Raw genomic sequence first — 14560 nt, 5'->3', positions numbered from 1 at the left:
ATTAGGTTTTCTTTATCTTTTGGTACATTGCTCATTTTTGGGGGGACGTTCATGTCGACGCTTCAATATATAGCGACTACAGGAGGGAATAGGATACCTCTTGGAAGACGTATTGCAGAAATATTAAACGAAAAGGGAGAGGCCTACTCCATTCGTAAATTTGCTGAACGGATCGGCATGAATCGTGAAACTTTACGTATCATGGTAGCAGGAGGACGAACAATTTTGCCTTCTGAGATTGAATTGATAACAAAAGGTTTGGACATTGGTGTCGATCGACTGAAGCAATTAGATACGATCAAAGCCGAACAAGAACTAATGACTATTCTAAAAGCTCAACGTAAAACAAAAACAATGCTTTTGCACGCTATAGACTTAGCAGAAAGAAACGCTTCAGTTGCTTTAGGAGCAACTGAACGTGCAGTATCACTAAACAATCTCGGTAGAGTTCAATACTTATTAGGGAAATATGATCAGGCTCATACAGCCTGGCTGCGAGCTTTGGAACATGCGACTCTTTGTTATAATTTGTACGGCGATAACGAATTGCTTCATTTGGTCACATGTAATCTGATGTTGACTTATATCATTCTGAAAGAATACAGCAACATCGAACGTACTTTAAAGGAAGTAGAAAATGCTTTATTAGAACGACCGGAATCTCTCGGCGGGCTTCACTATATCCGCATGAAGGTTAATGAGGACAGAGGGAATCTGGAAATAGCCAGAGAGCATGCGTATCAGTCGTTGCAATATTTAGAGCAAACCTTTGACGAAGAGCAGATTTGCCGTGCCATGGTAAACGTTGCTCATTACGAGTACCTCCTTAAAAATTACGAGAAGTCGGCTGAAATTTTGTGTTCAGCTATGGAAAAACATGAGATCAGTCATTACACAAATATTTTTATCGCGAAGGAATACGTGAAAAGCCTGATCAAACTAAAGCATTTTGAAGTTGCGAAACAGGTCTTGAACGAGTACCTAACTCGATCTAAAGAATACTCAGATCTCCATGCGAAACTAAGCATCTTCTCTTCAGTTGTGCATAATACACCTTCCTATGCTGAAGGTGTGCTTAAAGATACCACAATCAATATCGAAATCAGGCATAAAGCATGTGCATTCCTCATGAGCTATTATAGTTATCAAGATGACTCCGACTTGCTCATGAAGTACTATAAAATGGGTAGAATGCTTTCTGCGAGCAAATTGGTTTATTTTGATGAGGGGGATATGTGATGAGAAAGAAAGTGCTTCTGTCTTTGGGGGTAGCAATCGCAGTATTTGGACTTGTCTCGGTCATGTCATTGAATCAGCATGTGGAGACAAAGAGTGTGGCAGAAACCCTACCAATTGGGCCTTTCGTGATGTATAAAGGCTAGAATTGATTCCAATCGTTTCGAATTTGTCAGTACAGGTGGCTGACATGTCGCTGAAAGTTTCTGACATATTTTTCATTCCCAACGACATTGCTATTATCTATCAAACCAACTCAAGCAAATTGAGTTGGTTTATTATTTTTACATAAGCTAATAGTCAGCGGGAGGGAATTGACATGAATACCCTTGGTGATAAAATACGTGAGCTTCGTCTGCGCAAAGGCATCACCCAGATCGAACTGGCCGCCGGGCTTTGTACGCCGAGCATGGTATCGCAGATCGAGGCGAACCGGGCACGGCCGTCTTATAAAATGCTGTTTGGGCTGGCGCAGAAGTTGGAGACGCCGCTGGAGAACCTTTTGAAGGATATCGAACTGGACTTGGAACAGGCCAGTCAATATAAGATGGCACTGAGCATGACAAAAGCGAAAGCGTATGGTGCAGCGATTCCTCTTTTGGAACGACTGGCGGAGAGTACATTGACGAAGGTCTCTCCGTTCAAAGTGGAGTTCGAGCTGGCCAAGTGCTACATGGAAACCGGCGAATATGATAAATCGTCCCTGCTGTTCAATAAGATCGTCGACGCAGCCAGCCTGCGCCAAGAGAATGACTGGGTGGCGCAAGTGCTGTTGCAACTGGCCGACCTCTCGAATCGGAAAAAGGAATACCAGGTCGCCAAGCATCACGGGTATCGGGCACTGGAAGTCATGAGATCGCTGGACGCTCAAGACCCTTTCCTGCACGCTCAGATCCTCACGCAGCTAGCTTCCATCCATGAGAACATCGGGGAAGTCAAAACCGCATCCGACCTCTATGAGCAAGCCTTGGAGATCAGCGGCGGGCTGCTCAGCATGAAGGAGAAGGCGAAGACCTATCTCGGGCTGGCAGAGTCGTTTTACCGCCAGAACGATTTTGAAAAAGCGAGTGAGTTCGCGGAACGCTCGTACTCGGCACTGGCAGAACTGGAAGATCGGCACGCCCTCCTGACATGGAAGCAGAAACTGCTCATGCTGCAGAGAAGCGCGGGAGAGTGGCGAGAAACGGTGAATGAGCTGATCGGCATCGCGTCCACGCTGCAGGCGAATCAGGAGCAGGAAAACGCAGGTGTTGCACTGCTGGATGCGGCCACAGTGCAATATGAGAATGGGGCGTTGGCGGAGACGGAAGCTACTTTAGAGCGGGCGAAACAGCTTTTGTCTCCGCATCATCCGGCGATGGGGAAACTCTATCGCTTGCAAGCCGGGCTCTATTCTTCTCAAGGTGAACAAGGGCAAGCGGACAAGGCTCTGGAAAAGGCGATCCGGATTTTCATGAATCATGTGATGCTGGCCGAGCTCCGGGAAGCGGTCAATGTACGTTGTGAGCAGTTGAATCAGCAGGGGCGTATCCAAGAGGCGTTTGAGCAGATGAAGTCATTGGACGGGTATTTGATCGACTCGCTGGGGAAACGTGGGATTGCGTTATGATAAAAAGACCTGAGCACCGCTCGTTTGCGGGCTCAGGTCTTTTGTTTTTTATAGTGCTCAGAGTGAAACAATTCATAGTCAGCAATCGTCCTACTAACGAATCTATATGCAAATCCCATTCACCACTTAGATCCAATGGAGATGAAGAAATGAAAAAGAAGAACATGCTTGTTGGCGGGGCAGTTGTAATCGCGGCTGCTGGTGTGCTGGTATTCGGTTCAATCCAAACTTTCGCATCTGCAACCGTAGAAGAAGAAGCGAAACAAACTGCAGTCAAATACCTCGACGCAGTTGAGGGACAAAATGCTGAGGAAGCAGTGAAATATGTAGAGGATATCCGATTCCCGGATCCTGCTTCACTTCTTTCAGCGTACAAAGAAATGAATGTGAACAGCCCGGCAAAAGACATCAACATCGTCAGCACGAATAAGCAGGATTCGAAACATGTCGATATCACCATCGAATTCATGAACGAGTTCGGTGAGAAAGAGACCGCTGTTCTTCCTATGGTAAAAGATGACGCTGGTTGGAAAGTCGTCTTTACTGAAATCACAGAAAAACCAGCAAAAATCAAGAAATAGGAGATCAATTGCAATGAGATTATGAAGGATAGTCAGGAAAAGAATTGGAAGATATGCACTGAGCAGTACTTTCAAAAGGAGTTTGATGGTCTGCGAACGTATCTGGATTCAAATTAATCGTATGACAGTTCGAGGTTACAACTCCACTATACTGGCTGGAAGAATCAAAGAAATGGAATCGCACTGATGGATAAAAGACCTGAGCACCGCTGATGGCGGACTCAGGTCTTTTACGTTTGCTAGGTAAGTTGTTTCGTTATGATCGTGTCGTTTGCACCATTTTGGCCCGAGTTGGCAATGCTGCCAGTGATGGAGCGGGTGTCGGAGTAAGTACCTGAATGAGGAGTGGGCGAGAAAAGGATAACTGAGCGAATGAGGGACTTAATAATTTATATTTTCAGTCAAAACACAAAGCAATCGAGTCTTGGTGTAATTTAAAATAATAACAATATACTAAATTAATCATTGATTATACAATTCTTGGAATATATAATGAATCAGAATCTAACAAAATGGAGGGATGGTCGTGTCGAAGAAAAAGTGCTTTCGGGTTCTGACAACTATGCTTTGCCTGCTTTTGCTGATGGTTCAACTTACGACAATGGTGTTTGCAGGATCCATCTATGAATACGTCTATGACTCGAACAATCGGTTAGCTCAAATGCTGAAGGATGGTCAGCCTGTTAAGAGTTTCACCTACGATGCCGTTGGAAATCTGATTTCAGTCAAAGAGATTTTCCGATTGAACTTCCAGAGGCCAAGTGTATCGTACAATCGCAATCAAGAGGTCCTTTATCATCACCAGCCACGTATGGAGCAGGGGTATTTCGCGAGCCATGCATCGAAGAACATCTTGCCCAAAGAGATCGCAACTGGGACGATGCAGTACTGGGGGGTGACTCCGTTCCCCGGACCGATTGAGGTAACGTCAGAACGGCACTGGGAAGGGGAAACGAGTGTACGTGTCACGCTTGCTGACAATCAAGATTACCTCGCTGCAGAAGTGCCATTGCAGGGTGGAGAAGCTGGCAACATCTACACCTTTTCAACCTATGTTCAAGCAGAAGCGGGAACAAGGATTCATCTATTGGCACTACATGACACCTCTGCTGTCACTGCATGCTCAAGCATTGCCGCTGACGGATCGTGGCAACGCCTTACTTGTAACTCGGAGGCGAAGTTCAATTCAGATGGGAAAATTATCATGAGATATGGAATTCAAGTTGAAGCCGAGTCTACGGAGACGAAATTAGTCTATCTGGATGGTCTTCAATTTGAAAAACAACCTGATGTGACAGCCTGGGTGTCGCCAAACAGAGTCGGCAAAGCGGTTGGGCTTGAGAATGCTTACAGCAATTTATATGCCGCCTTTTATTGGCTTGATGGGCAGCATGACTGGAAATCGTATGCGACCGAATCTGCGACTGGAACGGGAAGTGTACGGGCGGATACGCAGCGGATCGAGATTGAAAAGACAGACAGCAGCAGTGGTCGCTTCGGATATCAGCAGAACAAGAACTGGATCACGCTTCCCACAGGGGGAATTCTAACCGATTCCTTCTGGATTAGAAAACAATCCGTAGCACCCGGTGCAAAATTCAAGTTGGCTAATGATTATGAGCAAAAGGATGGCACGACGTTAAATGATGTCGGACTTGAGATCAATCTGGAAACGATGGTAATCGAGACCAGCAACGGCGGTACTGCAACAATCAGTGAACAAGGCGGAGGATGGTACCAAGTCGTATTTACGACAACTTCGCAAAGTAACTTGCGAGGCATGTCATCCTTGTTCATTGAGGGGGCAGAGGCAAAAGTAAGTTTAGAATGGGTGCGAAAAGAAAACAATCCCGTCGCAACTTCGTTTGCGCCTGGATTTGGTGGCAAAGAAAATTTAGCTATCAATTTGAACAAACCAGTAAAAACAAAATCTCAAGGTACCTGGGAACAGCTGGTGTATATCGATGAGACGTTGCTACAGTCAAGAACGGGAAGTCTGTTTGTTCTCGAAAAAATGCTGGATTCCTACGGCATTCGCTTTCATCACGATGCGTACTTGAAGCAGTGGGTAGTTCACACCTATAACGATTTTAACCAGATGAGTACACTTACCTTTAGTAATGCTCAAACGCCGGTAGGTTGGCATCGTATCGCACTGACCTGGAATCCAGCCGCGCTAACGGCCTACGTAGACGGTGTCCGGGTGGCAACTGTCCCTTCGCCTAAATTGCCGAGTCAGATCTACCCGACTATTTATATTGGCGATTCTGGTTCAAGTAAGCAATTAGACACTTTGCATGAAGATATCCGATTCTCATCTATTGCAAGGAGTGCTGAGGAACTTGCATCCTCGTTCATCGCTCATCAACCTTTACCGATTGATGAATTCACAATCTTCAAAACTGATTTCGACCAGTTGTAGGACACCTGCATGTACCATGGTAAAATTCGGATTGGAGTGGGCAACGTATGAAAAATAGAAGATTAAACAGGCTGGCCGTCGCGACACTCATTATGTCGATGATTTTCACGACAACTACACCTGTTTCTGCTGCGAAGATTGATAAGGTTGACAAGAAGAACAATCAGATCTCCAAACTGGCCAAAGAGTTCGGTGTAACCGAGCAATTCGTACAGGATGAGTTAAATGGAGGCGTATCCGCAACTGAACTTGGCAATGCTTTGAAACTCTCCAAGTGGACCAAGAAGCCCTACAAAGAAACTCTCAAACAACTTAAGCCTCAGCAGGCAAACAAGTCAAAAGAAGTGAAGAGTAAAATTGTTGCTGACCCAGAGCTTCTTGTGCCTTCCGATCCGAAAATGGCAGTGGCTGTAACTTCGGTCACCGACCCGGTCGTAACTCCGCCGCAAGACCTCGGCGGTGAAATTAATGAGGCCCCCTACAAGGTATCGTTAGGTGATGAAAACATCTCGACCCTCTCCGGAGCCTTGTCGCTGAATGCGTCCGATATGACACTGGTCGGACGAAACGGACTGGATTTTTCTCTGGAGCGCACGTATTCGAGTCAAAATGCCCAGTTATTCGATATGTCTACCACTTCATCAACCTCAAGTGAATATGACTATCGCGTGCTGTTTGACGTTCGTTCCTTACGAGAAGCGCGCGGTTACAATGTCACGTGGGTAGAAACGCAAGATTATCAAGAAGACAGAAATGGCGACTATAACCCGGATTATAAGGGTGGGATTGTTATCTCTTCCACAAATAAAACCGGGTCTGAAGTTTACTACACGAATTCTGGGCTAAGCAGCGAGATGACTTCTCTGAAGAGCAGAGTGCATTACGGAGGGTGGGACACCAGTAATGGTCTACCCTACATACGTTACGTTTACGAAGTTAACCCTTACTCGATTTCCAGCAGCGCTACCTCTTCTACAGCATCAATTAGCAGCGCATCCAATTCCACCTTGGTTACTTCTCCATTTGCAACTTATAGTGAGGCGGATTCCTATCGATCAAGCGTCATTAGCAAAAACGGTAGCGTCTTCTCCTCCTCATCCTGGCGCGGCGATTCGTACTACATCAGTATTAGGGATGTAACATACTACAGCGATTCCGCTCCGGAAATCCAGCCTGTAGAAGTCGGTTCATACACCAGCTATTACAACCGGACTGTAAAATCGTACGAAGAAACCCTCTATCCGATTGGCACCGGCTGGTCGTGGAAAATGCCGTCTGTTGAATCGAAAGATGGCAAGAAGTACGTACACCTTGCAGATAGCGGCACCTATGAAGTGTCAGGTTCCTCGCTCAAGGGCTACACGTGGAAAGATCTCACCTACACGGCAGACACGTCTGTCGTGGTAAACGGCGTGACTTCCGCGTCTGTGCTCAAGTCGGAAAACTCCGGCACCAAGCAATATTTTGACGCCACGGGCCGTCTGATCAAAATGACAGACACGTATGGCAACTATGTGCAGTTCCTTTATACGACTCATGCAACCTATGGCAAAGTTTTATCCCGTATCGAAAACTCCGTTGGCAATGCCATCGCGATCACCTATACGCCGCAGGAAGTTCGCCTGACCCAAGGCGACCGCACCGTCGTCTACACCAAGCAAGTTTCCACGGCTGCCAGCAACAAAGAGCTGCTGACCTCTGTCACCGACGAAGCAGGGCGTCGCACCACGTATGATTACGCGATCAAAGCAGCCAAATTCAACCTGCTCGGCAGCACGCCGAACACGTCCAACCCTTATGCGCTCGTCTCCGGCGTCACCCATCCGACCGGCGCAAAAACGGTATACAACTACGAGCCGAACATAACCAAGCGCTTCCTCGCTTCTTCGGCGGTGAACGAAACGTACCGACTCGCTTCCGTTTCCGATCAACTGGTCTACAGCAACGGAACGGTCGAAAACAAAAACACGAAAACGATCACCTACACCGGGGATATGGGCAGTTCCTACTCCACGGACATGACGTTCTCCGTGTCGATTCAAAAAGAAGGCGTCGCTAGTAAGTTTGATCAAAAGAAAGACTACATTGACTCTTCGCTGGGAGCTGTTTACTACAACACCAAAGTCACACAAAGCGCCAACGATGAGCAGCGCTTCGTGACCAAGACCTATGATGAGACGCGCAGACTGCCTGTACCTAACCAGGTCAGCAACCAATTCATCAAAGCAGGTACCCCGGCTGAGGCGACAACGACGTCCCAGACGTACGATGACTACGGCAATGTGATGACCGAAACCGACCCGAACGGCACCGCCAAAACATACGTCTACGATACGCTGACCCATTTGCTGAAAAGCGTTACAGAGCCGATCAGCGCAACGCAAACGAAAAAGACGGAGTTCACCTACAACGCGCAGCGCAGCCCGCTGCAAGTGACAATCAAAGAAAACGATCAACTGCTCCGCCAACAGAACTACGAATACGACAGCTACGGGAACGTGATCTCCTCCCGTGACAAAGGCACGACCGGCGATCTGGTGCAGCAAGTGGAGTACAGTTCGCAGTACCAATACGCATTCCCGACGAAACTCACCGTGCAAACCACAGATATCGACGGTGCCGTGCAAACGAGCAGCCAATCGTTCGAGTACAGCCTCCCGCTCGGCGCGATGACCAAGTGGACCGATGGCAAAGGGAACAGCACCGCCTACGAGTACGACAAGCTCGGCCGTACAGTCAAGCAGACCAATGCAGACCTCTCGACGCAAACGGTGACTTACCGCGATCTGCAAAACGAGGTGGAAACGGTTGATGAACTCGGGCTGAAGAGCCTGACGAAGTTCAACCAGCTCGGCTGGAAAACAGAAGCAGGTGCAATCCTTGACGGCGTGTACCAAGCGAAAGCCAAATACGGGTATGACAACTCGGGCAACCCGATCTGGGAAGAAGATGCACTGGGCAACCGTACTGCGACTAAATACGATCCTTGGGCACGCCCGATTGAACTTACGTACGCAGACCTGACCAAATCCACGATCCTCTACAACGATGCCCTGCGCAACAAGGCGGTCACCGATGCGGATGGCGCGACACAGCGCGAGACGTACGACAAGTTGGGCCGCGTTGTCCTGAATGAAACGGTCGATGCTGTAAAAGGCAATCAGGTCATTCAGAAGACCGGCTATGACCTTGCCGGCAACATGATCTTCAAAGAAGACGGCAAAGGAGCTCGTACCGGATATCAATATAATGCCGTGCAAGAGCTGACGAGCGTTACCGATCCGGATGGCAAGATCATCTCTTACACATATGACCTGCTGGGAAATCAGACGAACATCCTGTACCCGGACAGCAAGCAAACAGTCAAAACGTATGATGCACTCGGCCGTTTGATCAAAAAAGTCGATCCATTAGGACAAGCCGAGAAATATTACTATGATGCGAATGGCAATTTGCTCAGTAAGATCGACCGCAAAGGCCAAACGATCCAATACGCATATGACAATCGCAACCAGCTGACTAGCAAATCAACGCCCTCTGATGTGGTTTCTTATGAGTATGACCTTGCGGGCAAGCGAACCAAGATGACCGATGTGCGCGGCATATCAGCATATGCCTACACCGCGTTGGGTCTCCTGGCAGCTGTCCAGTTGCCGGATGGCAAGTCCATCTCCTACGCGTATGACGCAGCGGGGAACCGCACCAAGATGACCGATCCATTTGGTCGTGAGATCTTCTACAGCATCAATCAACGCAATCAGATCGGATCGCTTTCCGTTGGCAGTGCGACAGCTGCTCCCGAAGCTGCATATACGTACAACTCGATCGGGCAGGTCAAGACAGGAACGTTCCTGAACGGCATTACCATTGGGAAGACGTACGATGCCAACAAGAACCTCGTTGCTCTTGAACAAAAGGATCAAACCAACGCTGCTCTGAACACCTTTGCTTATGAATATGATGCGGCTGACAACCAGACCCAAAAGACGGAAAACGGCAACATCTTCACGTTCACCTATGACAAGCAGCGCCGTGTCGAAACGTCGAGCCAGTTTGCAGAAACCTACGCCTATGACGTGCGCGGCAACCGCAATTCTCTGCAATCCGACCGTCCGCTGGAACCGTCTGCAGCAGGGTATGAATATGACGAGTGGAATCGTCTGATCCGTGTAACCGCAGCGGATGGCAACGTGGTAGAATATGCATATGACGGCGATGGTCTGCTCTACGAACGCAAAGAAAATGGAGCGACAACCCGATATTACTACGATGGTCAGGATATCATCGCTGAAGCTGATGTAGTGAATGGTGCAGCTTCACTGAAAGTCCGCTATATCCGCGGCAACGGTCTTGCCGCATTGGAAACGGCCGATGGTCAAAAAGCCTACTATCTCCACAACGGTCACGGCGATGTCACCGAAATCCGTGATGCAAACGGAGCCCTGCTGAACCAATACACGTATGACATCTGGGGCAACCAACTGACCGAAACGGCACAGGTTCACAACTCCTTTCATTACGCAGGCGAACTCCAAGACCCGTCTACATCGCTGATTTACCTGCGTGCCCGTTGGTACGATCCAAGCCAAGGTCGCTTTATCAACGAAGACACGTATGAAGGGGAAGCAAACGACCCGCTCAGTCTGAACCTGTATTCGTATGTTCAGAACAATCCTCTTACGTATATCGATCCGTCCGGACATAGGCAAGAGGGGGTAACTAAGGATCCCAATTACTACGAAGAACGTAAGAACTTGTTCGGGATACTGGTTCATCAAGAGGTTGAAGCTTACTTTCTTGGGAAATTTGGCAAAGAACATGCAAGGGTTGAAACGCAAACTCCGGATGGTAAGAATCGACTTGATATGGGGTTATGGGATGAAGATTTCACTATATTTGAAATCTACGAATTAAAACCAATTACCTACCATGGCTCCACGGATAAAAATAAGCAAGGGAAGGTGCAGTTGAATAGATACTTAAATGCCTGGAGTTCAACCTACGGTATTAAAACTAAGGCGGGAGTTTCATGGAATCCGGATTTTTTGGATCTTCCTCATCCCACAAACTCCAATAAATTACTGAGATTGTACACCTTTTATGACACAGATCCTGGAGTAATTTACTACGGAGAGGTAAAAAAACCGGAAAGCGGTAACAGCAGCTCTTTATCTTGGGATCGGGTGAACCAAACTGCAGCAGCTGGTACAACTGCTTACTTTATAATTAGAGGAATACAAATTGCCGGGTATCTGTTTCCACCATTGGGGGGTTAGTGAATTCCCCATAATGAAAGAACCAGGGAGGTCAGAAATATGTCCAAGGGTTTGAAAAAAATGCTGCTAATGGCTACTGCTCCTATCACTGAGCAGGGGTTCTCTTTAGACCCTAAGAGATCAGGAGCAAATATGTGGACGTACAGTAAACAGATGGGTAACTTGACTCAATATATCGTCTTTGACAAGAGTGGTCATCGCCATCAGGCTGTGCGCGTTTTTTTGGAAACGAGTCGGGACCCAGTGGGTATTTATGGTGCAACACTTTCTGGTAGGGAAGATATTTGGTGGTATTATACAGACGAAGAGAACTTGAAGGAAGTCTTAGCTGAAATGGTTCAACTGATTGTGGACAAAGGGCTTTCTTGGTTCGAGATAAGTGCGAAAGGTGTGCCTAAGCCTACAGATGAGATAGCAAGAAGCGTACTGGACAATCTTACGGAGCGAGTAAAGCGCTTTGAATACGATCATCAACTTGATCATACCAATCCAGACACCGTTGCAGCGCTGGAGAAGGTAATACGTAGCAAAGAAGATGAAAGTCTTGAAGTTGACTGGGATTTTCTCTGCGATGCTGCGGCCTACTTCGGAGAACTGTTACGTTGCAAATTTGGAGGAAGTTGGGGATCAGATGAAGATTACGGTTGGGTGATTCAATTGATGAACGGGACGAAAAAAATCCGCCCTTTGAATCAAGTGGCCATGTACTGGAACAATCCATATCGGGGTTTACAAGGAACGTTTCACCTGCTTTGTAATACTCTTCTGAACTAGCAAAATGAGACCTGAGCTGGAATCTTCCAGACTCAGGTCTCTTCGTAATCTAATTGATCGAGTAGATGAATACGATAGGAGAAGGGGTCATGGATTTTTTCAATAAAAATGAATCTGTTCAATGATCGGCATTTCGCATTTGATTCAGTTTCACCATTTGTTGTATCGGAACGAGTGGTAAAACTGTACTCACAATTGGGATTGAAGGGAATTAACAGTTTCCAACTCCTAGACGTGGTGAAGGTGGCAAGGAAAGGCAAGTCGTCAGAGGAACCCCCGGTGTATTATCAAGCAGTAGTCCCATACGGCGGCAGTCGAACTGAGAAAACCCCAACTCTTTCGCAAATAGAATATGTCAGCGAGCCTACTTTTCAGTTTTGCAAAATCGGGACAATATCCACACATATAAAAATGTTGTGATTGATGAGGATACCTGAGATGGAGCAAATGTATTTTGGCCAATTGGATTGCCGGGTACAATTGTCGTAACGGAAGGTTTCGAGATTTCGTGAACCAGCACGGATTTACAATCATAAATCTAGTACCTTCTGTAGAGTACAAATGTCCATTCTAGGCGTATCCCAAGAGGCGTTTGGACTGATGAAGTCGCTTGATTGCGTTATAACAAACGGGGTGTGCATTTTTGGCACCAGAACTTTTTTGGTCATGTGAATCGGGATGATTCGGTTGGATTTTAAAATGGTGAGTCTATATTCTGCATCGAACGGAGACTTATATATTCTGCCCAGAGGTATCTCTAAAAAGTGGGGAGGGGCAATCATAGACCTTGAGTTGCCTCATTTTTTGGAAAGCGGATATACGGACCAAATGCTGGAGTCAGACGTAAAACAAGTAGTTGATGATTGGAACGTAATGGAGCCTAGTGAGGAACTAAAGCCATCGGTAATAGAAAAAGTTGTAAAGGTGAAAGGGTATGTAAAGGCTGTCAAAAACATGAAGTATGTGAGTTTGGAATGGAATGTAGAAGAAGGCTACACTGTTATTCCAACGATCAACTCCGGTAAGAATGGATTTGACCATTTGGAGGATGAGAGCATCTCTTGTGGTATTAATCTGGGTGCAGGAGCCTTAGCACAAGCAATCAGAACAGCGATTGCGTTATCAAAGTGATGAAAAGATCTGAGTACCGCCTCTGAACTATGACCCACAAGATGGACACTTTGAAAAAAAGTGACCTTCTTGTGGGTCACATCCGAGTCAAAAGTACGATAGCATGCTGAACACGGCTGCTGCAATGGAGATAGGCCGACTTGGAGTTATGTGGCAAATAGCGAATAAAGCAAAAAACAAGAAAAGTATGGATTCGTATCATAATCAAGCTGAGAAAATCCGTGCTAATGCTTGCAACTATCTTCCAGGCGGATGTTCAACCTACGACATTAGTGTTTGACACGTCAGGATTCTTTGTGGTTGGAGCAACGGCAACTTTTACGTATGTTGTTAATTCAACAGGTCAAATTCATCATTTGTTGTCAAACAAAATCATGAATGAGTTGAAGCAACATGCAACTTTAAAAGGAGTTTTCGACAGAGAGGATCCAGCCTTTAAATACCGTGCAACAGATGCCGATGCTCATAAAGGATATCAAACCTGGCATCGAGAATATGATAGTCGGGTAGTTAAATGGCTGCAGGACAATCCGAAAGCTACTCCTGAAAGCTTTAGGAATTATCTGCATGCATTACATCAAGAGCCAGCTATTAGGCAAAGGATACCCGGAGTAAATCTAAAATACAAAGGTGGACAAGGAGAACAATAGAGCAGGAGGAGCTGTATGGAATTTTTTGTGATCGAAATGACTCTGTTCAATGATCGACATTTCGCTTTCACGGAATATGCCGAGTTGGAAACTGGGGATGCTCCGCGGTGTCCGGAATGTAACGTGTTACAGCCAATGCCAATTGACCAAAAGCTGACGCTATTGCCTGTCCAAAAATTGACGGATATAATGACCACGTACAAATTAAAAAAAGGAAAAAGACGACTCTGTATGATGTGCCGCTGCGCTAACAGTTGCACCAGAGTCGTCCCAAAAAATCGCATGATCATTTTATCAAATTATGGGCTCGAAGAAAATAGAAAACGTGGTGTTTTTCGTTAGGAGTGCAGAGCAGCATATCTGCCCTGTCTGTGAGCATGAACTGTTCGTGATCGGTAGCAGGAGTCGCATTGGGCGTAAGCCAACCAGTGAACGGGTCACCTATATCATTCGTCGTTTGCGTTGCAAGGGGTGCGGGAAGATCCATCATGAGTTGCCGGACCTGCTCGTTCCTTATAAACGTTATGAAGCCGAATGCCTTGAAGCAGTCTTGTCTCAGGCGCAGACCTCAGACGTAGCCGCTGATGAATCAACCCTGTATCGCTGGCACATTTGGTTCAAGGTGTGCTGGCAATACTGGGTTAATTGTTTATCAACGGTTGCAGCGCGTCAAGAAAATCCGGTGGAGCCATTGTCCGTACCTTCACCGTCTGCACTCCAAAGGATCGGACATTACGTTGGACAAGAGGCAGGTTGGCTGGCGAGAGTTGTCCGACCCATCGTTCATTCTCAATTATGGGTACATACCCGTTTCGCCTTCTTGTCCGCGATTCCCTAAGGTATCGTGAATCTACATCCTATTGGAAAGGACTGTAGATTCC

Annotated in this window: 10 protein-coding genes; all 10 read left to right on the top strand. The window is 46.8% G+C overall.

All coding sequences use genetic code 11. The features are described 5' to 3' along the window. Positions 1–51 precede the first annotated feature (51 nt). The 10 genes from CBW65_RS04990 to CBW65_RS24730 all read left to right on the top strand — a co-directional run bounded on the left by CBW65_RS04990 (position 52) and on the right by CBW65_RS24730 (position 14517). Entirely contained in the window at positions 52–1239 is a 1188-nt protein-coding gene (locus CBW65_RS04990; protein WP_157721782.1) for a helix-turn-helix domain-containing protein, read from the top strand. Then, positions 1239–1382 carry a hypothetical protein gene (locus CBW65_RS24095; RefSeq protein ID WP_157721781.1) on the top strand — a complete coding sequence of 48 codons (144 nt, stop codon included), beginning with the start codon at positions 1239–1241 and terminating at the stop codon, positions 1380–1382. Before CBW65_RS04990 ends, CBW65_RS24095 begins: the two co-directional genes overlap by 1 nt. A gap of 173 nt (positions 1383–1555) precedes the next feature. Next, entirely contained in the window at positions 1556–2845 is a 1290-nt protein-coding gene (locus CBW65_RS04985; RefSeq protein ID WP_087455892.1) for a helix-turn-helix domain-containing protein, read from the top strand. Positions 2846–2994: 149 nt separating this feature from the next. Then, positions 2995–3426, top strand: a complete 432-nt coding sequence (locus CBW65_RS04980) for a hypothetical protein (protein WP_087455891.1) — start codon at positions 2995–2997, stop codon at positions 3424–3426. Between the two features lie 526 nt (positions 3427–3952). Next, positions 3953–5848: a LamG-like jellyroll fold domain-containing protein gene (locus CBW65_RS04975; protein WP_157721780.1), complete on the top strand. Its 1896-nt coding sequence runs from the start codon at positions 3953–3955 to the stop codon at positions 5846–5848. Between the two features lie 47 nt (positions 5849–5895). Then, on the top strand, positions 5896–11124 hold the full coding sequence (locus CBW65_RS04970) for an RHS repeat domain-containing protein (protein WP_087455889.1): 5229 nt from the start codon (positions 5896–5898) through the stop codon (positions 11122–11124). A gap of 39 nt (positions 11125–11163) precedes the next feature. Then, entirely contained in the window at positions 11164–11898 is a 735-nt protein-coding gene (locus CBW65_RS04965; RefSeq protein ID WP_087455888.1) for a hypothetical protein, read from the top strand. Positions 11899–12585: 687 nt separating this feature from the next. After that, positions 12586–13029 carry a hypothetical protein gene (locus CBW65_RS04960; RefSeq protein WP_157721779.1) on the top strand — a complete coding sequence of 148 codons (444 nt, stop codon included), beginning with the start codon at positions 12586–12588 and terminating at the stop codon, positions 13027–13029. 227 nt (positions 13030–13256) lie between these two features. Then, positions 13257–13679, top strand: a complete 423-nt coding sequence (locus CBW65_RS24090) for a hypothetical protein (protein WP_157721778.1) — start codon at positions 13257–13259, stop codon at positions 13677–13679. Positions 13680–13980: 301 nt separating this feature from the next. Further along, positions 13981–14517, top strand: a complete 537-nt coding sequence (locus CBW65_RS24730; RefSeq protein WP_232463330.1) for a DUF6431 domain-containing protein — start codon at positions 13981–13983, stop codon at positions 14515–14517. Positions 14518–14560 lie beyond the last annotated feature (43 nt).

Origin of the sequence: Tumebacillus avium, from assembly GCF_002162355.1 — a bacterium.
Lineage (GTDB): Bacteria > Bacillota > Bacilli > Tumebacillales > Tumebacillaceae > Tumebacillus_A > Tumebacillus_A avium.
This window is presented reverse-complemented; position numbering and strand designations above follow the sequence as displayed.